This is a genomic window from Escherichia sp. B1147 (assembly GCF_001660175.1).
GTDB lineage: Bacteria > Pseudomonadota > Gammaproteobacteria > Enterobacterales > Enterobacteriaceae > Escherichia > Escherichia whittamii.
The window spans coordinates 37,959-58,357 of the sequence record NZ_LFHY01000016.1; the positions used below are offsets into that span (position 1 = coordinate 37,959).

The following is a 20,399-nucleotide window of genomic DNA, read 5'->3' on the forward strand; positions in this document are numbered from 1 at the left end:
AGGGAAAGGTTGCCATCAGGGGAAGAAAGGCGGCAGTGCTGCAACTTGTATCAGTGCTGATACAAAGATCACCCCGCCAGCCATTGCAGAATCATGTCGCGGGTCATTGCCTCAACATCATCATTTACACCCAGCAGGCGGCGCTCTGCGTAACGGACCTCCGGTCCTTTGCGACTGACGCGATCACGCAGGCCGTAATGGTGAACACGGGCAATACGCTGCACCTTGCCTTCAAACTGTACGCTGGCAGAGTCGGCGCTGGCGGCAGTTTTCAGGTATTTTGTGGTGCGCAGCTTTGCAAACATCTGACGTTTGATGCGCCCCTTTTTACTGCGTGCTGTTACCCGTCGAGGTTCATAACTGCTGCCATCTGGATTGCGCTGCATTCTGATATTCTGCTGCTGTGTCCGGCGCAGTTCCTGCGCCAGCTGGCGCATCATGCGGCTTCTTGCGGCTGGTTCCAGATTCGCCAGCAAAGCACTCAGCCAGTCGTCCACCTTCTGCAGTTCAGCCACGTTTCACCGTCCACATTTCTTCAGGTTCATCGGGTTCCGCTACAGCTTCAACACTCGACACACTGCCGTCAGTGCTGACCAGCACACGCTCCGTCAGTTGCAGGTTAAGGCTGATATCACAGACATCGTTACGCAAAATATCCACCTCAAAGGTGAATAGTTTTTCCCGTAACGCCGGGTTATTGATGGCATCGGGCTGGTTATCACGCAGCCACAGCAAAACCGGGGCCATCAGCAGATTCTGGTCGCCGCTGAAATCCTCAATCACCACGTTCAGGGTGTAACGGTACTCCCATGACATAGAGCTGGCCCCCGTAGCAACCAGCGAACCGTTATCCACAAACAGATGCAGTTTGTCCGGGTTATTGCGGACATAAGGCACCGCTTTATTGAGGGCGTGGCGCAGGGATTGTGGTTTGTTCACTGTTTCGCTCCTGACACGCAATAATCATGTCCACTTTGTCTGCACAGACCGCCCAGGCGGCCTCCGTTTCATCCAGCAACGCGTTCAGATCACCGTTAGTGCGCGGCGTTGCCTGATCCAGCCGACACGGCGTCACTCGCGGACAACCACTGACGGTAAGCTGCACCTCCGGTGAATGCCGGACGTTTCCGCAGCCGGATAATGTCAGCAGGCAAAGGAGTATCAGCCCAGCGGCGTAAATCCTCGTTCTCACGTTTCAGTTCCTCAATCCGGTGTTGTCGTTGTCTCAGTAGTGCGCTGGTCTGTTCTGCGTCGGCATAGAGTCGCGCCTGCTCCCGGTTGTTGGTTTCTGTCAGAATGGACAGGCTGATAAGCTGGCTGTTGCTCTTTGCCAGTGCCTGGCTTTTGCTCCGAAGCTCATCTGCCTGCGTGCTGATGGTCTGGCTGGCATCAGCCAGCCGCCACGTCTGCCAGCCCAGCGCCGCCAGTAATAACGCCAGCACAACCAGCAGCAACCGGTTCATGCTGCTACCTGTTGTGCCATCTGATTACGGGTGATCCAGAAGGCAATAACGGTCAGTAGATAAAAGACCAGGGTAATAGCCCATCCCGTCCAGGCGAGACTGACGACAATCAGCAATCGCATCATCCAACTGATAAATACGTTTTCTTTTCGGGTAATTGTCTTCAGCAAAGATGCCCTCAACTCCTGCCAGAGCGGGCCGTTCTTAATTAACGCAGCCAGTGATACCGGAATTACTGCCCATGTCAGCAGACAGGCTACCCAGACACCAGATGCTGCCAGTACCGGAAAAATCCCCTGCGGATACACCATTGCGGCGATTAACAGCGCCATCCATAACATCAGAAACAGCCCGCTGATTAATTTCTTTTTCATTTCAGTTTGCTCCCTGTAAACACCAGGCCATCTCCCGCGCACGGCGGTTATCCAGCCCCTGATTAAACACACCTTTTACATAAACCCAGCGCGGCAACTGTCGGCACGCATCCGCCCAGCGCCGCTGATTGAGTAATTTCACCAGCGTGGAACTGCAGGCATTGCCCGTTCCCACGTTGAAGGCAAACGACACCGCAGCGTCATATACCTTCTGCGGCGGCTGTTGTTTCACACACCTTTCCAGCGCCCGCTCCACACGCAGCACGTTGGAAATCAGTCCTTCTGCTGCCTGTCGTTCCGTAATGGTTTTGCCGGGAATGACGCCTGACGTGTTACCAATGCCGTCGGTCCAGACGCCCGCGCTGCACTGATACGGCTGCAGACGACAGCCTTCGTAATCGGCAATCAGTTTCAGCCCCTCCACGGAGGTGTGAAGCTGCTGAAACCCCGGCAGCGTGGCAGCAATAGCCAGCACGGCCCCGACAAGGCAGCGTTTAACGATTGATGGATTCATAGTCCTCCCGCGAGATCTGCCCGTCGCGCAGAAGCTGGTAGGCTTTGTGTTTGTAGTACCAGTTGATAGCCAGCATCAGCACACCAATCATCAGGCCGCCCAGCGTTGAGGCATCCTTGATGGACAAATCGCCCAGCCAGGCCAGCACAACGGCGATGCAGTACGTGATAAAGGCGCTGATTCGCTCAAGCGTCATAATTCAGTCCCATAGCTGGACGGTCTGCACGGTGGTGGTGGTCGGAATGTCCGGCAGCTCCACCTGCAGCCCGTGAGGTAAAAAGGGGCCATATTCGGCAAGCCCCGGATTTGCCTTCAGTACCTGCTCCGTGACACCCTGCGTGCGCCCGTAATGACGCCAGCAAAGCGCGTCCACCGTGTCATACTGATGCGCACGCACTTTCATCAGATAAGCTCCACTGTGCAGTGCGGCGCATCCTGCACCCGACTGATGGCCCAGCGGGCGTCACGCCACAAATCACCGCTGGATTCCGCCAGTTCCTCGCCTCGCTTCACACCGGATGCCGTGGCGTCATAGTCCTGGTATCGTTCGTTGAGCATGGCGCGTGCCCAGCAGTAAACCGCGTTGAAATAGTGCTGAATGCGCTCACTTTTGCCGTCCAGCTGTTCCGCCGGAACCTCAGCCAGCGACACATACCCCAGCATCTGCTGACGTCTGCGAAACTCATACAGCTCTGCGTTGACCTCCGAAATTGCCGACAGCGCAACCTGCTTTAAACGCGGCTGCGTCACCGTGCCGTCAGTGCGCATGACACTGCGAAACTCCGACAGGTCCACATCAGGCCAGAACGGCGTATTTCTGATGATTTCCGCCTGTTCCGGTGCCTGTTCTGGCGCAACAAACTTCATGCTGCTTTCTCCTGAAATAGAGGGCGGTGGACGGGGTTTTGATGTGGCAGTGCCTTTCGCCACCCCGTGCCGCCCGTGCGCGGGGGCACGTTCTGTCAGCGGCTGTCATTGCGCAGTCTGCGCTCCAGCTGCTGTTTGTCTTTTTTCACGCCACAGCGGGGATCAAGCTGTAACGCATGGTTGAGATGATTAAGGGCGGAAGCCGGATTGCTTTCACTCAGGACAGCGCCAATCGCTTTATGCAGACGCGCCCGTGACTGGTCCGGCATATCCAGACCGTCTGTCAGCTCCAGCGTCTGCAACAACAGATCGGCATCAAAGCCGGTGGCGGCAAGCATTGCGCTCTGCGCGGCGTCTGCCATTTCCTCTGCCAGCACGGTCTGCACGTTGCGGTTACCCAGCGGCATCACCCAGCCATGACGCAGGGCATGACGCCCGATCTCCAGCGCCCCGGCATAATCTCCGGCATCAATGCGCCACAGCATCACGTACATCAGCACGTCATCCTGTTGAGCGCCTCCGGCAGCCAGGACACCCTCTGCCCAGGCGGCGTACTTCGGCAGCAGCTCCACCTTGATTTCCGCTTTTTTGACCGTGGACTGAACGCCCTTGAGACGGCGGCGGTCTTCCGCCAGTTGCAGCAGCATCAGGTCATAGCCCGATGCGTGGCGAACACTGCCGCCCTCGCGGGCGGCCTGTTCAGCCTGAACGCGCAGGCGATGCTGCCGTGCGGGACTCAGGCTCATGGATTACGCTCCGGTTTCGGCTGCGGCGGCGCTGAAATCACCAATCTGGATGTTTTCCACCAGTGCGGCGCAGCGGTAGTCCTCAACCACATAGGCTTCATTAACGGATTCAAAGTTTTCAATCCGGTCACGTTTCGGGTTGTCGATAACTGAACGGCGGCGGGTGTCTTCCTGCCAGTAGATGGACAGGTTATCCAGACGGGTGATCAGCAGTGCATTCGGCGGGAAGAACGGCGCACGCACGGCCTGCAGGCCACCCATGCGTTTCTGACTGATGATCATATCGGCAGCCAGTTTTTCACTGTTTTCCTGCTCTTTGTTGACCAGTGGGAAATACTTGTCAGACAACAGTTCACGACCGCAAATCACCACCAGATCGTCATCGTCCTGGTAGACCACGTCGATAAGCTCATTGACGGCATCCATCACCACGGCGTCCAGGTTGGCATATTCGCCACCTTTCCCGACTTTCACCGCACCCGGTGTGGTTTCACCGCCCGTGGTGGTGCTGCCCATGACGTGATCCGGTGCATCCTCACGGATTTTCTGCAGCCAGCCTTTATTCACATCCTGCAGCAGCGGGTTTTCGCTACGGTTTGAGGTTTTCGCACGCTTCACGCCGTTAAAGCCGATCATGATGCGGTCCAGTGCCTGACGTTTCACGATCGCGTCACGAATACGCACCTGGAAATCCTGAAACTTCGCCCACAGGTCCAGCTTCGCGTAGGTCAGCACCGTGTCAAAGTTGGTCTGCTCGCATTTGTATTCCACATCGACCATCAGCGTCGGATCGACAGGCTCACGCTCTTTTGCGGTGGTATCAGTGGTTCCGGCAATGGTGCTGCCAACACCCAGCCCCAGCAGCTGACCAGACTGCTCGGTCACTGGCGTGACGTTAATCAGCGTCAGGAAAGCGGCGGATTGCTGGATCTGGTCTTCCAGCGTCTGCTGCACAGACGGCTCCACGGTGAACTTGCTGGACAGTTCTTCAACTGCCACACCGTTCAGACGCGCCAGCTGCTGCAGGTAAGCGTTAAAAGCAAAGCGGGTATTCTTCTTCATCAGGTTTTGTGCTCCATCAGCAATTGGTCAGAGTGTCAGCGGGGGCGTTACCGCCTGTTGCACGCTGGCGGTAGTCCTGGCGGCTGTCTTCATGACTCAGCTTATTCACCAGTTCGTTAAAGGCGGTCTGCTGTGCCTGCAGGGCAGTCTCCAGCTCAGACAGACGTTCTTCCTGCTCAGACAGGGATTTTTCGGTGCGTGCGCTCAGGTTCTGCTGCTCAGTAGCGACCAGTTCCACGGCCTTATGCACATCAGAGAACCGGGCGTCATCGGACTGCTCTTTTTTGGTAAACAGCGCCGTGACACGGGCAAACAGGGACGGTTTGTCCTCCTGGATTTCTTCCAGTTCGATCACCGTTTCCTCTGCAGCGGTAAAGAGATTGGCAGGATTCTGCTTGCGGTTTGCCAGCGGGTTATGGGCTGCACTGGCGCTGAATGTCAGCATTTCAGTGCCCAGACTGGCAGGGTCATCTGTAGCAGCCAGGCCGACCAGGTAGGCTTTGCCCGTATCAGCAAACTTCGGGCTGACTTCCATAGAGGTGAATAATTTCTGGCCTTTTTTCACCAGTTCCACCAGGGACTCCGTTGGCTCAACGTCGGCATACAGTGCCATCTTGCCCGCCAGCGGACCTTCCGTGATTTCTTCAGCAAACAGCGCCGTCACCTTGCCGTAGCGGTTAAAGGTGCTGTCCGGCAGATAAGACTTGATGTGCTCAAGGTTAATCAGCGCGGTGTACACCGCCGGGTTGTAGCTGGCTGCCATCTGTTCCAGCCATTCACGCTGGATTTCGCGTCCGTCGGTGGTGGCACCTTCCACCCCGATGCGAAAACGCTTTGCTTTCACTGTCATGAGCCGTGCTCCGTTAGAAAAAACTTACTGGAGCCTTATGGTTGCGGTGATGGGGGCAGTGAAACAATGCGCGGTATTTGTACCGACAACCACACAAACCGCAGGCGGGGAAAGCCTTCATTCAAGGCTGTAGGTTTGTGCCATGAACACCACACTGACACCCGCAGATCTCGATCCCCGTCGGCAGGCCATGCTGCTGTACTTTCAGGGATACCGCGTAGCCCGCATAGCTGAAATGCTGGGCGAGAAAGTTGCAACCGTTCACAGCTGGAAAAAACGCGACAAGTGGGGTGACTATGGGCCGCTGGATCAGATGCAGCTCACCACCGCCGCACGCTACTGCCAGCTCATCATGAAGGAGCACAAAGAAGGGAAAGATTTCAAAGAGATTGACCTGCTGGCGCGCCAGTCGGAGCGCCACGCGCGGATCGGCAAGTTTAACAATGGCGGCAACGAAGCCGACTTAAACCCTAACGTCGCCAACCGCAACAAAGGCCCACGCCGTCAGCCGGAAAAGAATGTTTTCACCGATGAGCAGATTGAGAAGCTGGAAGAAATCTTCCATTCCTCCATGTTCAACTACCAGCGCCACTGGTGGGAAGCCGGAAAAACCAACCGCATCCGCAACCTGCTGAAGTCACGCCAGATCGGCGCGACCTTTTACTTTGCCCGTGAAGCCCTGATTGACGCCCTGCTTACCGGGCGTAACCAGATTTTCCTTTCCGCCAGTAAGGCACAGGCCCACGTCTTTAAGCAGTACATCATCGACTTCGCCAAAGAAGTGGAGGTGGAGCTGAAAGGCGATCCGATGGTGCTTCCTAACGGGGCCACGCTTTACTTCCTCGGCACCAATGCCCGCACGGCCCAGAGTTACCACGGCAACCTGTATCTGGATGAATATTTCTGGATACCGAAATTCCAGGAGCTGCGCAAAGTGGCTTCCGGTATGGCTATTCACAAAAAATGGCGACAAACCTATTTTTCCACGCCATCCAGCCTGACCCACAGTGCTTATCCGTTCTGGTCCGGTGCGCTGTTCAACCGTGGACGCAACAAAGCCGATAAGGTGGACATCGACCTGTCCCACAACAATCTGGCCCCCGGCCTGCTGTGCGCAGACGGGCAATACCGCCAGATAGTCACCGTGGAAGATGCGGTGCGCGGCGGCTGTAACCTGTTCGACCTCGACCAGTTGCGCATGGAGTACAGCCCGGACGAATACCAGAACCTGCTGATGTGTGAGTTCGTAGACGATCTCGCGTCCGTGTTCCCGCTCAGCGAGCTGCAGGCATGCATGGTGGACAGCTGGGAAGTCTGGACCGACTTTCATGCACTGGCCCTGCGCCCGTTTGGCTGGCGCGAGGTGTGGATCGGTTATGACCCGGCAAAAGGTACGCAGAACGGCGACAGTGCCGGATGCGTTGTGGTGGCTCCGCCAGCCGTGCCGGGCGGTAAGTTCCGCATTCTTGAGCGTCACCAGTGGCGCGGGATGGACTTCCGCGCCCAGGCGGACGCCATCAAAAAACTGACCGAACAGTACAACGTGACCTATATCGGCATCGACTCGACCGGCGTCGGTCACGGGGTTTATGAGAACGTGAAAGCGTTCTTTCCTGCCGTCCGGGAGTTTGTCTACAACCCCAACGTTAAAAACGCGCTGGTACTCAAGGCCTACGACATTATTAGCCACCGCCGTCTGGAGTTTGACGCCGGGCACACCGACATTGCGCAATCATTTATGGCAATCCGTCGCGCCACCACCGCCAGCGGCAACCGCCCGACCTATGAAGCCAGCCGCAGCGAAGAAGCCAGCCACGCCGATCTGGCCTGGGCAACAATGCACGCACTGTTTAACGAACCACTGCAGGGCGAGTCCGCCAATACAAGTAATATTGTGGAGATTTTTTGATGGGAAAGAGTAAGAAGAACCGCGCTGCGTCGCAGAACCAGACCCAGCATAAAAGCCAGACTTCAGCCGAAGCATTCAGCTTCGGCGATCCCATTCCAGTACTGGACCGCCGCGAACTGCTGGACTATGTGGAATGCGTACAGACAGATCGCTGGTATGAGCCGCCAGTGAGTTTTGACGGACTGGCGCGCACCTTCCGCGCTGCCGTGCATCACAGCTCACCGATTGCAGTAAAGTGCAATATTCTGACCAGCACCTATATCCCTCACCCGTTGCTCAGCCAGCAGGCGTTTTCACGTTTTGTGCAGGACTATCTGGTATTTGGTAACGCCTACCTGGAAAAACGCACGAACCGCTTCGGTGAAGTTATCGCCCTTGAACCTGCCCTGGCAAAATACACCCGACGCGGGTTAGACCTGGATACCTACTGGTTTGTGCAATACGGCATGACCACGCAACCGTATCAGTTCACGAAAGGCAGTATTTTTCATCTGATGGAACCGGACATCAACCAGGAGATCTACGGCCTGCCCGGTTATCTTTCTGCCATTCCGTCAGCCCTGCTCAACGAATCCGCCACGCTGTTCCGCCGCAAGTATTACATTAACGGTAGTCATGCAGGCTTCATCATGTACATGACCGATGCCGCGCAGAACCAGGAGGATGTGAACAACCTCCGCAATGCGATGAAAAGCGCCAAAGGCCCTGGCAACTTCCGCAATCTGTTTATGTACTCGCCTAACGGCAAAAAGGACGGGCTTCAGATCATCCCGTTGTCAGAAGTCGCAGCGAAAGATGAATTTCTGAACATCAAGAACGTGAGCCGGGACGACATGATGGCTGCACACCGCGTACCGCCTCAGATGATGGGAATTTTGCCGAATAATGTTGGGGGGTTTGGGGATGTGGAGAAGGCAAGTCGGGTATTTGTTCGTAATGAATTAATACCTTTGCAAAAACGTTTCGAAGAATTAAATTTATGGCTAAAAAATAATATTATTACATTCAAAGAATATCAACTATCCCTAGACTAATTAATAACCACCTCTATGAGGTGGTTAACAAGAATAAACCTAATTAATTACTCATCTACTCTGATTTTTTGTTTTTTATTATTTTGAGTTAAGACATTTATGGTAATAGATGTATACGGATGAAAGTCAGGCACTATACTTTTAACCTCTCCATTTTCAAGAAAATGATGTGCTATTGAAGGAAATAAATCAGGATCTACAGGATATTTAGCATTAGGATTATGATACATATTTAAACCTTCTGCCCATGTTTCTGTAATATCGCCTTCTTTCACTTCAAAACTAAATGCTGCTGGATATAATGCCTCTGGGTCATGATCATGGCAGTAACCACTCCTAAATAATCTAAGGTCACTTCTTCCAAAACCAGCCAGTTTTCCCATCCGATTAAACTTCGATATAGTACCACTATTAGAACTAAGGACGGCCGAAATATTTTCAGACTCATCCAAGAAGAAAAAGCCTGAAGGAATTTCCTTTTTCTCAAATTGATGCGATATAATTTTCTTAGTTGCTAAACTGTAACATCCATCTTCAGATTTAACATGCTCATAGCGAATACCATAAAGATACTGCCAAAGTGCACTATGGGACCAAATCATAGAGTTTGGTTCATGAAAATCAGCAATTGCGAAAATTAAAGGATTCCCCTTAACATGTTCTAGATCCCAGTATCGAGTTTTCTTTTTCAGTTTAGAATAGAGAGAACTTCCAAATTTAATCGGCATATAATTCTCTATTTTCTCTAGCAATTCTTCCTTACTTTTAGGTTCAGATAGCATTTCAGATGATTGATTAATATCATTCCCTGTTGGATTAACCGTTACAGCTTCAATGCAAATAGTATTACCATACTTACGTGCCACATAATCAGGGGCATTAAACTGCCTATCTAGCCAAAAGTGTTCCTCTCGTAAATATGCGAAAAGATATAACTCCCATAGTCGGGCATCAAAACCTGTTGTCTGAAACTGCTCTATAAAATTCCCGTCGACATCCTCAAAATGATTCATCATTTCCTTGATTATCCCTGTTGCAGGCGACCAGTTCGCGTACTTACCAAATAATGAAAAATGATGATGAAGTTTATCTGGTGTAACTATAGGTGTGAATAAATCCATTGCTTTATAAGTTTCATCACCTTGTGGAAATACTTTTACGTTTAATTTAGTATGCTTCCGCATTAATTTCTTTAGTTTTGCTCGTGCAGAATTCATTTCTGAAACACTAGTAAATAGGTCAATACATCTATATCTCCCACTTAAGTCTCTTGCTAAAACAATACCGCTATAATCTTCATCGATTTGATCCAATAATAGTGCCCCTAGCAGGAACTCTCTCGGACTACAGTACCACTCAAACTCATAACCTAAAAGTTCAGTATTTGGCATTCTGGTCCAATCAACAAAAGCATTAAACCTCTCTTTACTCATTTTTTTTATATCAAGAAAAGACATCTTTCTACCTCATCACGAAAAAATATTTTTTCCTAAAAAGACTTAAGTTAGCTTAATCTATTGATAAAAAAAAGCTAAGTAACGACCAAATACGCGCGCTCGTATCCCCGCCACGCCTGCCCGCTTTATGTAGTGGTTTTCATGCACCTGCATGATCTACGCAAAAGCCCGCCAGTTCTGGCGGGCCTTAGCAAAAACGATCCTCAAACGATCATGCGATCTCATGCGGCATAGACATGCACTACAGAGCTAACGCCTCGCAAGGGCTCGTTGTTCAACCTTGCTGACGCCAGAAGCAAGTTCAGACGCCAGCAACGTTTCTTAATGCAGCCAGCTGTCGTCTTCCCACACCTTCTGCATAATTTTCATCACTTGTTTTCTTTCTTCGTCCAGTTGCAGTCCGGTTAGTTCCACACCGTTAGAGCTACCTTTGCGAATGCGAATTACCGTTTTGGGATACAGGGGGCGCAGATTGCGGTAAAGCTCGGATTCAAGGGCGTCCAGGGTAGACTGGCTAATCTTCTGCTCTTTATCGATCATTATTTCAATGCGCATAAAAGTCACCTCAGCTGATGACATCCATTGAGCGGTTGTATTCGTGGGTTCTGATTTTTGCCATGAGTTCATCAGTCAATTCAGAAACCCACTGCAGAGCCAGCCCCTTCTCTTCATCACTACACTCACTAGCCGCTACAAGCTTAAGAAAAAAATCAATGCGCTGGAGCTTCAAAGACTCCAAAAAATAGTCCTGCATCTTTCCTCCTATGACACCACACGCAATGCTGTATGCATAACCACTGTTTATATTTACAGTATATAATAATCTTACTGATGTAAAACGATTTTTTACGTTCATCAGCCTGATATGCCTGGTATTATTAAGAGCACGAATTGTTAACCCGCGTAATTAATACAGGTTCCGCCACTGATCATCTTCCTGCAAACGCTGGTTCCGATAGAAGATACGCAGGCCTGCTCCTGACGGAATACTGCCTCCGCGAAGGAGTAAATCGACCTCTTTCTCGCTGCCATCAAATCCTCTGGACTTCAGCTCATACACGAGCTGCAGTCGCTGATGGTCTGTAATTCGCTGTTTGTAGTCTTTACGCCGTTTCGGTTTCACCAGGCGTAACCTTGCTGCCAGTTCCCGGCGCTCTTTTTTGCTCATACTGTGCAGGTAATCGTGCAACTCCTTGTCATCCATGCTGGTAATGTCCGTTCTGGGGTCCCCATCAGCTGATTTATCTTTCTCCTGTTGGTTCAAATTTTCAGCAAGGGGACAGTTATTGCCACGAGTCCAAGGGGCGCAAGCGCCCTGGTCGGCTGCCGCCTCCTGAACATCAACGGCCTTACGAACCATTTTCCACTTCACGGCATGAGTGCAGATCTTGCCCTCTGCAATAGGTGACCAGATGCCATAAATACGAATGCCGTGATCGCCATAGGCGGTCGGCTCTTCGTTGATTTCATAAGCGGTTCTGATGAGGTGATATTTGCGGGGAACCAGTACGCCGCCCTGCTTCATGATGTAGGTGGCAAAACAACCAGCATCAGCAGCAGCCAGGATGGCATCAAGGCGCGGGTTATCCAGTACCGGCGCACCTGCTTTTTTGTCCCCCTGTTGCCTTGCCGCCTGACCAGCCAGCAATCGCAGTTCACGGTAAGCCTGACGCCCCGGAATGCCAAAGAAGCGGAATTGCTGAACACGATGCAGAGACGCCCAGGCATTAACGTATTCAGCATTATCACGCAGGGATTTCCCCGTTTCCTTGCTGATCTCGCCAGCCAGACCACGCCCGTCAATGTTCTTACTGATGTATTTCGCGATGTAGCTTGTTGGCGTACCTTTGCGCGGGTTAATCAACTCAGACTTAAAGCGCGGCCCAGTGTTATTGCCCAGTTCCTCGCGGTCTTCACGGATGGCAAACTTACGCAGTAATGCAGTGATGGCGCGGCGGTCTTTTTTGCGCATAAAACACAACAGGTGCCAGTGAACTGTACCGTCATGATGCGGCTCAGCCACCCGCACGCCATACCACCGCAATCCGGCTTTGTGCATCGCCTTACGAAATGCAGCAAACATGCCGACCAGATAATCACTGCTTTGTCTTACCGTCGCGTTTGTCCAGGTCGGGTTGGGCCTGCCATTATTTAGCGTGGAATGGAAACGTGACGGACAGGTGATGGTGTAGAAAACGGCGCAGTCACCGCGCATTTCCGCGATAAGCTCCAGGCCTTTAACACAGGCCATCATCTCATTGCGGCGATGCGCAGGGTTGCTGCTGCTGGCGTTTACCACATCCTCCATGTCCAGCGTGTCGCCGTCTTCGTTCACCAGTTCATGAGAACGGAAAAACTCCAGTGACTTGCGGCGCTGCTCACGTTTATGCATCACGGCTTCATAGCTAACATAGGGAGATGCTTTTTTGCTGACCAGGCAGACAGCACGCAACTGCTCTTCCCGCCATTCGCAACGCATCTTCCATAATTTCCGATACCACCAGTCGGCGCACAACATACGCGCCAGCGAACCCGGAATGAGTTCATAGGGCACGGGTTTGCGGCGGTTTCTTTTCCGACGAAGTTGCTCAAACGCAGGCGGTATGACATCCAGTCGCAGGGTTTCCGCTGCTACCTTTTCCCATGTCTTGCGGATTTCTTCTGGCTTAACATCATCGGTGGCATACAAATCGCCACAAGCGGCATCAAGGCACATGCTCATATGCGCAGCTACCAGGGTGGACAGGCGTTTTACCTGATCCTGACTCATTTCAGGCAGAATCAGCAGGCCGTCCAGCCCTTCATGGCTTGCCATAAAGCGAAAAGAAGTGGATAGCTGACTGTCGCGTACATGCTCCAGCCGTTCCAGACATGGCTTAATCGTCTTACGCAAATAGCGGGAATAAGCCTTTGGCCTGCCCAGTCTGCTGAAGTATTCAATACGTTGCATCAGCGGCTTGCTGATATGGGAAGGCTGGGCGTTAACGTCCGCCAGAATGACCATGTCTGGATTAAAACGCTGCTGCTCATGCGCCAGCTTTGCCCGGCTAATGAGCTTATCCTGCTCCATTTCGCGTTGGACAGGATCACGGGATTCATTAAAGAAATAACGCTCCCAGACCTGATCACTCAGTGCCTCGCGGCGCAGCTGTTCCTGCTCGTTATCGGTAGCGTACAGAGTGATCAGGTTTGAAAGCGCAGAAACCGGCGCAACTTCCGCCGGGTCCAGATAAGGGTTAATAGCCTTTTTCGGGCTGTTCCATGAGAATGCTGCGGCGACCTCGTTAACGCCGCTGCAGTTGTTCATATCGGCATGACTCATGCACGTACTCCGTACACGGCAGAACTATCCACGCCACGCGAATAATCAAATCCCACCCAGCAGCGCGGCCCGGAAACAGCAATGATTTCTGTTGCTGATTTACCCTCGCCAGCTGCCACACCGATGCTGCGTTTTACCTTGATATAGTGGTGAGTAAAATTGCGATACAGCGAACGGATCAGGGATGTGTCACTGTTAGAAACAATGACCGGATGTCCTTCTGATGACCGATGTTCAAGAACGGATGCAAGGTGATACTGGTCATCTTCAGTGAAACCGTCAGTGTGATAACCGGAAAACGTACCGTCATACGGCGGATCGCAATACACCACATCCCCCGCCTTCAACATCGCCAGCGTTTCATCAAAGCTGGCGCAGATAAACGTTGCCCGCTGGGCTTTTTCTGCAAATGCGCGAATTTCTTTTTCAGGGAAATACGGATTTTTATAATTACCGTAGGGAATGTTGAAATGCCCGCTCTTGTTATAGCGACATAAACCACGGTAACCGTGACGATTGAGATACAGGAAATATACCGCTTTCATGAAATCAGTAATTTCAGTTGAGTAATTAAACTCCTGCCTTATGTTGTAATAAGCCACCTCCCTGTTTGCGATCTCAAATAAAACTCTGGCGCGAGATATAAACGATTCACAATCAGCAGCAACCTTTTTATAGAGGTTGATTAAATCAGGATTAATATCCGCAACAAGATAGCTGGGGTACTCCGTCTCCATCATCACTGCACAGGAACCCGCGAAAGGTTCAACCAGTCGCGGGCCAGCAGGAAGGTGTTTTTTCAGTTCGGACATAATTGCGGTTTTATTTCCCGCCCATTTCAGGATGGTGCTCATACAGCACCTCCGTTGTAATGTTTGCCTTTCAGCTCTGCGATTTCCTGACAGGTAATGCAAAGCTGCACTCCAGGAATGGCGCGGCGGCGTGCTGGCGGAATTGGCACTTCACATTCAATGCAAAGCACGCGAGACACGCCCGGTGTTTTGGCACGGGCAGCACGAATATGGCGCTGGTGTTCTTCTTCAACGCGCTGCTGTACGAGATCCATTGCATCAGCCATTAGTGGATCTCCTGCGCTTCGTTCTGGATTGCTTCAGCGGTCACACGCAGCAGTTCTGCCGCTTCGACGTGGTTTAGCTGGCGGGATGTGATATGACACGCAAGACTATCAAGGCGGGCAGCCATTGCTTCAGCCCTTGCCCGGCGTTCTTCCAGACGAGCCTCTGTCAGTAAAATATTTAGCCCTACGTCATCCGGTCCGGTTTTAGTCGTGAGGGTTTCAATATTACGCATAATCAATTCTCCTGAATTTAGATAAAGGGATGCCCGGCGGGTTTACGCCATTAATTTCATTAGTTGGTTAATTCGGCATGGTTAGCCGTCTGGGAAATAAGCTCACCACTGCACGAAAATGATTCATTGCTTTAATCAACTCCCGCTTTTCGTCAGTGGTCAGCTCATTAATGCTGATGCTATGACGTTCAGCTGGAATTTTTGCCATAAAGAATATGGCAGCCAGTGCCCGTTTATTTTGTTCGCTATTAATATCCCGTGGATCACGCATATCTTTAATAAACCGTTCAAGCTCTGACTCAATATTAAGACCAAAAACTTTCGCCCTTAACTCCGCAATATGATTAAGTCCATTCAGGCGTTCACCGGGGCTTAATGGAACAGTCGCCGCAGCGCCTTCAATAGCCATTTGTTCCCCCGTTTTTTCGTAGATAGTTCTGCCAGCAATTCATCTTGTGAACGGCACGGATGCCAGCGTTTACCATCCTCACCCATGATCCAGCCGTGACCGTAGTGCATTGCCGGGCTTTGTTTAACCAGCAGCGATGCAAATGATGGTTCTTTCGTAAGCATAAGCACCTCACAGCAAACCGAATGAAGCACCGAGGCCAGTCACGGTATCAACTGCACTCGCCATCGCAGGGTTAGCCTGTAAACGGGCCTGCAGTGAAACAGCAGCCAGCGCCATCAGTCGTGTTACAGAGTTAATGCTGCTGATAGCATCACGACGACCTGCACTGGTTTTTACATCGCCAGATACCGCACCTGCAGCAACACGCCCGATCTCTGCGGTTGCACTCATGACGTAATGCGGCAGTTTCTCTTTTGCTACCTCATTAATCGGTACACATGGCAGGCAGTGAATCTGTGCCAGAAAACCATCTATCAGCGTTGAATCTTCAGTCAGATCGGTAAGCAGCCAGATTTCTGGCGCATTGAGCTGATGCGGTTGATCTGGGTTGAGTTTGTTTCGCAGAGTCTGGACATTCATTCCTGCACGTTCTGCCAGCTTCGCCATATTGTGACGAAGTGCAAAAGCTCTACAGGCTTCATCAAAATGCGGGTGTTTGGAAATCTTATAATCAAACATGCTACCCCCTTAGAAAGTTCTCATAATTGAACTCACTTACCAACAATGACGCGGAAGTTGGAATGACCGAGGGATTCACGGACCTGATCGGTTTTGTACATTAAATAACGCAGACTTACGCGGCCTTTGTTTTTTTCTTTCTTGACCATGTATTTAGCAAGCTGACCATGGTGAATTTTTTGATACACGGAGCCGCGGGAGATACCTTCCCATTCCGCGAACTCTGCAGGCGTAGCCATCTCTTTTGGTACACGAATTGAAATATCAGTGCTCATAGTGCAGTATCTCCCGATTAAGGTTTGGTTTACGTCGTTTTATCTCGTTTTACTTGATTCAATATTTGATACATCGAGATACTACGATCCAATATTTGATACGTCAACAGGATTAAAAAATGATACAGGTAAAGGCTGGAGAGAATACAGGGGGAAGAGAGGCTATCCATAGACTAATGGCAGCCTATGATTTCAAGTCCAGACAGCAACTTTGCGATCACTTAGGCGCATCAAAAAGCACCATGGCAAACAGATACTTAAGAGATAGTTTTCCTGCAGAGTGGGTGATTCAGTGCGCCTTGGAAACAGGAGTTTCTTTACTGTGGCTAACCACCGGACAGGGAGAGCCAGGTCCAAACATTAAACCTAAAAAAAATATCAATTCCGTGAACTCCAGCAAGGTTGTACCTCTTTCTGAACTAGTATCTCCTGAAATTGACAAGGCGACTCTCAACGGTGGTTTATTGGTCGATGCTGGAAAAGCAATCATTGATAGCAGCATACTCCCCTCAGACTCAAGCAACCTACTGCTGGTGACTACTTCTGGTGATTCTTATTTAATAGATCGCAACCAAACACCACCAGTAAATGGTATGTGGTTAGTCGATATCGACGGGATAAAAAGCATTGTTAAATTGACTCGGCTCCCGGGAAACAAATTAGTAGTGCATCAGGATGATTCATCGTTTGAGTGCGGTCTGGATGACATTGAGGTAGTAGGCCGCGCACTGAAAATCATTAAGAGCCTTTGATATGACCATCAGAAAACAGCCGAACGGAAAATGGTTGTGTGAGTGCTATCCCAATGGACGCAATGGCAAGCGCGTGCGTAAGCAATTTGCTACGAAAGGCGAAGCCATTGCGTTTGAAAGCTTCACAATGGAAGAAGTGAATAAAAAACCGTGGTTGGGTGAAAAGGATGATCGGCGACGCCTATCAGAATTAATTGAGCTTTGGTATTCCCTGTATGGTCAAACACTCGCAGACCCCAAGCGCCTCATGGCGAAACTTAGAATTATCTGTAATGGTCTAGGCGATCCCATCGCCTCAGAACTGACAGCTGGTGACTTTACAAAATACCGCGAAGCACGGTTAAAAGGTGAAATACGAAATGAAGATGGCACACTTATGTCGCCCGTAAAGCCCCGTACGGTAAACCTTGAACAGCGCAATCTATCATCTGTGTTCGGTACATTAAAAAAACTAGGACACTGGTCAGCACCAAACCCGCTGGCAGGACTTCCGACCTTCAAAATTGCCGAAGGTGAGCTGGCTTTTCTTTCCACGGACGAAATCAAGCGCCTGTTGGCGGCATGTGCTGAATCTCAAAACCCTAGCTTACTAATGATTGCAAAAATATGCCTAGCTACTGGCGCACGGTGGAGTGAAGCCGAAAATCTGCAGGGCCACCAAATATCGAAATACCGAATTACTTATACAAAAACAAAAGGCAAGAAAAACAGAACAGTACCCATATCACAGGAGCTGTATGACGAACTCCCAAAGAACAGAGGGAAGTTATTCTCACCATGTAGAAAAGCCTTTGAACGAGCAGTAAAACGGGCAGGTATAGATCTACCGGATGGCCAATGCACCCACGTGCTGCGACATACGTTTGCTAGCCACTTTATGATGAATGGCGGGAACATACTTGTGCTAAGGGATATTTTGGGACATTCGGATATCAAGATGACCATGGTTTACTCACATTTCTCACCAGATCATCTTGAAGATGCCGTTACTAAGAACCCATTAAACTTGATATAAAACAGCCAAAATTCTATTTCATCAAGTAATCCAATTCATCCTTCATAGGTATAACTTGCTCATAAAGTCTATGGTAGGATTTTCCAATTGCACCCCTAAATTGAATAAGTTTAGGGGAAAAGCTACCGATATTAATAATATGTTCTTGCGCTATACCAGGATATGGATCGATAAAAATAATCTCTGTCATACCTAACTGATAAGCTTTTTTAGCACAAAGTTCACAAGGGCTAGCTGTAGTATATAGTTTCCCTCCATTAATACCGACCCCACCATATTTGGCCAATTGCAAAAAAGCATTCTCCTCTGCGTGCAATGCACGGGTATGCACTTGATTCCCTTTCTTTTCATCATCAAGGCTGTTGTGAATATCTTTAAAACAATATGGCAAATTAAGTCCTTTAAAAACAGTAGAACTTGAATCACTCGCCCTTATTTTTATTAAATTTTCTTTAACTTTACTCCTAAATTTTGTATTACTTCGTTCGTACAGGCTATATGTTCCCTCATCAAAATCATGCAATAACCCATCAAATGACCTCATAGAACAAGGAACTTGACCTTTTGCTACATCGTTCCAACCAACTGACTTGATAGAGTTATCATTATCTGTCACAACCGCCCCTACTTGCCTAGATATACATCCAGAATTTAGTTTTACAGTATATGCAACTTGCATAACCCTTTCCATGGCGGTAGGAGATATTAATCCAGGGTGTTGCATTAATGATACATACCACGCAATTTGTGCTTTGAGAAAGTTATTATTATCAAATTCTTTTTTAGGGTTAAAAAAATGTATATCTGAAATTTCAATGCATTTTTTTACATTAGGATTAGTAAGATGATTATACTCGCCATCTCCTTTACCAGATTCTTCATCATTAATTTTTTTTATCTGTTCCTCTGAGAACTTATGTAATTTCTTTAAATATCTGGTTCGATGTTCATCTGGTGCATTTATAGAAACAAGATGGAATGCAGCATATCTATCTTTGAAGAATTTAGCTTCATACGGGTTACGTATCGCATCAATGACTATATACGCTTTATTATTCTTTACTTTTCTAATTATTTTAATAACACGATTAATTGTTTCAGGTAAATGAAAAACAGCCTTTGGAATAAAGTCTTGATTTTCATAATCTACATCAACCTTCCCTATTCTTCTAATTGACTTTCCTGCTGACTGATATAGCTCAATATATAAACCTGGCTCTAGTTCATTTAATTCCCTTTTAAAATCCCGTGTAAATTTTCGAGTAAGAGTTAATATCCTAATAAAGGTATCTTTCCCCCTGCCTTTAAAGTCAATCTCATCATCATGATTAAGAAGATTTTTTATCACCTTAAGATATTTTATCTTCAACAAACTTTTAGCGAACACACCATTAACAACCAGTTTCTTAGCTGCCTTAAAGGAAATCGAATTTTCTTTTTTATCGGGGATTTTACTTGCAGAAAACTGAATGAATTTAGCTAAGGCCGATGGAGATAAAAGGAGCAAATATATTGAAATGAGATCACTGACCTTTATCGAATAGAAGTTCTTCCAATGAGTCTCTGCAAAATTTTTTACTATTTCATAACGCCGCAAATCCAATCCTTTATAATACTCAGCCAAGACGTTACTATCTGGAAAAGATATTTCTTTTTGTTCTAAAATATTTGCTGCAGTAGTACATCCTGAGCCAGTTCTCCCAGTTAAACCAATAAGAATAAATTGACTATTTTCTAAAAAAAGCTCACTAATAAATTTGTGTTCTCTCATTTCGCACCTGTTACGTTATAACACAAGTTTCTTCCATGTTGTATTTATTAGTATTTATTAAAAAACAAGAAATTGCAACATAGCGGCAACAATACACACACCAAGAAAATGGCGGCAACTTGGCGGCAGAGCTTTAAAAACGTATAAAACGGATAAACACAAAACAATACCAACCAACTGTTTTTGAAAACAAATTATTGTTTTCATTATAATATAAATGGTATGTAGGAATTTCGGACGCGGGTTCAACTCCCGCCAGCTCCACCAATCATGATTGGACGGTGTAAGGACTACACCAACAAAAACAGGAAGTTAGCAGTCTCAGCAGGACACCGACCAGACGGTGAGGAGACAAAAAAGTATACGCAAAGGAGCCGCGGCTCCCGAGTGACATAAAAGCCCGCTTATGCGGGCTTTTTTATTGGTCCAGATTTCATCGTGTATAGAATTTACCCAATTACAGTCCAGACATATACAGTATCCCTCAGGTCAGTATCAGCTTCTCTAAAAATAGTAACTGTCATTTACCCGCTGCCAGAAATAGAAAAAATTTCCCCCCATAGCCAGCCTTCCCGGAATCTGTTTGT

At 49.1% G+C, this 20,399-nt stretch carries 28 protein-coding genes; 4 read left to right on the forward strand and 24 right to left on the reverse strand.

From position 1 onward, the window contains the following. Positions 1 to 68: 68 nt before the first annotated feature. From A9180_RS17655 to A9180_RS17705, 12 genes are all read right to left on the reverse strand, one after another. Entirely contained in the window at positions 69 to 515 is a 447-nt protein-coding gene (locus A9180_RS17655) for a phage virion morphogenesis protein (protein ID WP_000829119.1), read from the reverse strand. Then, entirely contained in the window at positions 508 to 939 is a 432-nt protein-coding gene (locus A9180_RS17660; protein WP_001039945.1) for a phage tail protein, read from the reverse strand. Before A9180_RS17660 ends, A9180_RS17655 begins: the two co-directional genes overlap by 8 nt. Further along, positions 902 to 1,150, reverse strand: a complete 249-nt coding sequence (lysC, locus tag A9180_RS24635; RefSeq protein WP_223704555.1) for an Rz1-like lysis system protein LysC — start codon at positions 1,148 to 1,150, stop codon at positions 902 to 904. The genes A9180_RS17660 and lysC overlap by 38 nt, the downstream gene beginning before the upstream one ends. Next, positions 1,035 to 1,463 (reverse strand): Rz-like lysis system protein LysB, encoded by a 429-nt coding sequence (gene lysB, locus A9180_RS24795; RefSeq protein WP_042091090.1) that lies wholly within the window; start codon positions 1,461 to 1,463, stop codon positions 1,035 to 1,037. The genes lysC and lysB overlap by 116 nt, the downstream gene beginning before the upstream one ends. Beyond that, entirely contained in the window at positions 1,460 to 1,837 is a 378-nt protein-coding gene (locus A9180_RS17670; protein WP_064034983.1) for a DNZ54_00345 family protein, read from the reverse strand. The genes lysB and A9180_RS17670 overlap by 4 nt, the downstream gene beginning before the upstream one ends. A gap of 1 nt (position 1,838) precedes the next feature. Beyond that, a complete protein-coding gene (locus tag A9180_RS17675; protein ID WP_001069905.1) occupies positions 1,839 to 2,351 on the reverse strand; it encodes a lysozyme in 513 nt (170 codons plus the stop codon). Further along, positions 2,332 to 2,547 (reverse strand): HP1 family phage holin, encoded by a 216-nt coding sequence (locus A9180_RS17680; RefSeq protein WP_000171568.1) that lies wholly within the window; start codon positions 2,545 to 2,547, stop codon positions 2,332 to 2,334. The genes A9180_RS17675 and A9180_RS17680 overlap by 20 nt, the downstream gene beginning before the upstream one ends. Positions 2,548 to 2,550: 3 nt before the next feature. Then, positions 2,551 to 2,754: a tail protein X gene (locus tag A9180_RS17685; protein ID WP_000868175.1), complete on the reverse strand. Its 204-nt coding sequence runs from the start codon at positions 2,752 to 2,754 to the stop codon at positions 2,551 to 2,553. Further along, positions 2,754 to 3,218, reverse strand: coding sequence for a head completion/stabilization protein (locus A9180_RS17690; RefSeq protein WP_000673530.1), 465 nt, complete (start codon positions 3,216 to 3,218; stop codon positions 2,754 to 2,756). Before A9180_RS17690 ends, A9180_RS17685 begins: the two co-directional genes overlap by 1 nt. A gap of 95 nt (positions 3,219 to 3,313) precedes the next feature. Next, positions 3,314 to 3,964, reverse strand: coding sequence for a terminase endonuclease subunit (locus tag A9180_RS17695; RefSeq protein ID WP_000059191.1), 651 nt, complete (start codon positions 3,962 to 3,964; stop codon positions 3,314 to 3,316). A gap of 3 nt (positions 3,965 to 3,967) precedes the next feature. Beyond that, positions 3,968 to 5,026 carry a phage major capsid protein, P2 family gene (locus A9180_RS17700; RefSeq protein ID WP_000742511.1) on the reverse strand — a complete coding sequence of 353 codons (1,059 nt, stop codon included), beginning with the start codon at positions 5,024 to 5,026 and terminating at the stop codon, positions 3,968 to 3,970. Between the two features lie 16 nt (positions 5,027 to 5,042). Then, positions 5,043 to 5,876: a GPO family capsid scaffolding protein gene (locus tag A9180_RS17705; protein ID WP_000216248.1), complete on the reverse strand. Its 834-nt coding sequence runs from the start codon at positions 5,874 to 5,876 to the stop codon at positions 5,043 to 5,045. A gap of 142 nt (positions 5,877 to 6,018) precedes the next feature. Here A9180_RS17705 and A9180_RS17710 point away from each other — a divergent pair, with 142 nt between their 5' ends. Both A9180_RS17710 and A9180_RS17715 read left to right on the forward strand, forming a co-directional pair. Then, a complete protein-coding gene (locus A9180_RS17710) occupies positions 6,019 to 7,785 on the forward strand; it encodes a terminase ATPase subunit family protein (protein WP_001098422.1) in 1,767 nt (588 codons plus the stop codon). Continuing rightward, complete coding sequence (locus tag A9180_RS17715; RefSeq protein ID WP_064529902.1) at positions 7,785 to 8,819, forward strand: phage portal protein; 1,035 nt, start codon at positions 7,785 to 7,787, stop codon at positions 8,817 to 8,819. Before A9180_RS17710 ends, A9180_RS17715 begins: the two co-directional genes overlap by 1 nt. A 47-nt stretch (positions 8,820 to 8,866) precedes the next feature. Here A9180_RS17715 and A9180_RS17720 read toward each other — a convergent pair whose 3' ends face one another. The 11 genes from A9180_RS17720 to A9180_RS17770 all read right to left on the reverse strand — a co-directional run bounded on the left by A9180_RS17720 (position 8,867) and on the right by A9180_RS17770 (position 16,274). Continuing rightward, complete coding sequence (locus A9180_RS17720) at positions 8,867 to 10,276, reverse strand: hypothetical protein (protein WP_000008839.1); 1,410 nt, start codon at positions 10,274 to 10,276, stop codon at positions 8,867 to 8,869. A 321-nt stretch (positions 10,277 to 10,597) separates the two neighbouring features. Next, entirely contained in the window at positions 10,598 to 10,831 is a 234-nt protein-coding gene (locus A9180_RS17725) for a DinI-like family protein (protein ID WP_001217575.1), read from the reverse strand. A 10-nt stretch (positions 10,832 to 10,841) separates the two neighbouring features. Continuing rightward, positions 10,842 to 11,030, reverse strand: coding sequence for a hypothetical protein (locus tag A9180_RS17730; RefSeq protein WP_001154434.1), 189 nt, complete (start codon positions 11,028 to 11,030; stop codon positions 10,842 to 10,844). 153 nt (positions 11,031 to 11,183) lie between these two features. Next, positions 11,184 to 13,598: a replication endonuclease gene (locus A9180_RS17735; protein ID WP_064529903.1), complete on the reverse strand. Its 2,415-nt coding sequence runs from the start codon at positions 13,596 to 13,598 to the stop codon at positions 11,184 to 11,186. Beyond that, positions 13,595 to 14,452, reverse strand: a complete 858-nt coding sequence (locus A9180_RS17740) for a DNA adenine methylase (protein ID WP_001513126.1) — start codon at positions 14,450 to 14,452, stop codon at positions 13,595 to 13,597. The genes A9180_RS17735 and A9180_RS17740 overlap by 4 nt, the downstream gene beginning before the upstream one ends. Continuing rightward, the gene (locus A9180_RS17745; protein ID WP_064529904.1) at positions 14,449 to 14,676 is read right to left on the reverse strand and encodes a TraR/DksA family transcriptional regulator; all 228 of its coding nucleotides are present in this window, start codon (positions 14,674 to 14,676) and stop codon (positions 14,449 to 14,451) included. The genes A9180_RS17740 and A9180_RS17745 overlap by 4 nt, the downstream gene beginning before the upstream one ends. Further along, positions 14,676 to 14,909 (reverse strand): DUF2732 family protein, encoded by a 234-nt coding sequence (locus A9180_RS17750; protein ID WP_001244231.1) that lies wholly within the window; start codon positions 14,907 to 14,909, stop codon positions 14,676 to 14,678. Before A9180_RS17750 ends, A9180_RS17745 begins: the two co-directional genes overlap by 1 nt. 67 nt (positions 14,910 to 14,976) lie before the next feature. Further along, positions 14,977 to 15,318, reverse strand: a complete 342-nt coding sequence (locus tag A9180_RS17755; RefSeq protein WP_001311552.1) for a DUF5347 domain-containing protein — start codon at positions 15,316 to 15,318, stop codon at positions 14,977 to 14,979. Then, entirely contained in the window at positions 15,282 to 15,482 is a 201-nt protein-coding gene (locus tag A9180_RS17760) for a phage filamentation protein Fil family protein (protein WP_000956182.1), read from the reverse strand. The genes A9180_RS17755 and A9180_RS17760 overlap by 37 nt, the downstream gene beginning before the upstream one ends. Before the next feature lie 7 nt (positions 15,483 to 15,489). After that, positions 15,490 to 15,999: a phage regulatory CII family protein gene (locus A9180_RS17765; protein WP_000460856.1), complete on the reverse strand. Its 510-nt coding sequence runs from the start codon at positions 15,997 to 15,999 to the stop codon at positions 15,490 to 15,492. 32 nt (positions 16,000 to 16,031) lie between these two features. Further along, positions 16,032 to 16,274: a Rha family transcriptional regulator gene (locus tag A9180_RS17770; RefSeq protein WP_000102105.1), complete on the reverse strand. Its 243-nt coding sequence runs from the start codon at positions 16,272 to 16,274 to the stop codon at positions 16,032 to 16,034. Between the two features lie 119 nt (positions 16,275 to 16,393). Here A9180_RS17770 and A9180_RS17775 point away from each other — a divergent pair, with 119 nt between their 5' ends. Further along, positions 16,394 to 17,026, forward strand: a complete 633-nt coding sequence (locus A9180_RS17775) for a phage repressor protein CI (protein WP_000616877.1) — start codon at positions 16,394 to 16,396, stop codon at positions 17,024 to 17,026. A 1-nt stretch (position 17,027) separates the two neighbouring features. After that, on the forward strand, positions 17,028 to 18,041 hold the full coding sequence (locus A9180_RS17780; protein ID WP_000155496.1) for a site-specific integrase: 1,014 nt from the start codon (positions 17,028 to 17,030) through the stop codon (positions 18,039 to 18,041). A 13-nt stretch (positions 18,042 to 18,054) separates the two neighbouring features. On the opposite strand, the gene A9180_RS17785 is transcribed toward A9180_RS17780, so the two are convergent. Next, complete coding sequence (locus A9180_RS17785) at positions 18,055 to 19,812, reverse strand: anti-phage dCTP deaminase (RefSeq protein ID WP_001206704.1); 1,758 nt, start codon at positions 19,810 to 19,812, stop codon at positions 18,055 to 18,057. Positions 19,813 to 20,399 lie beyond the last annotated feature (587 nt).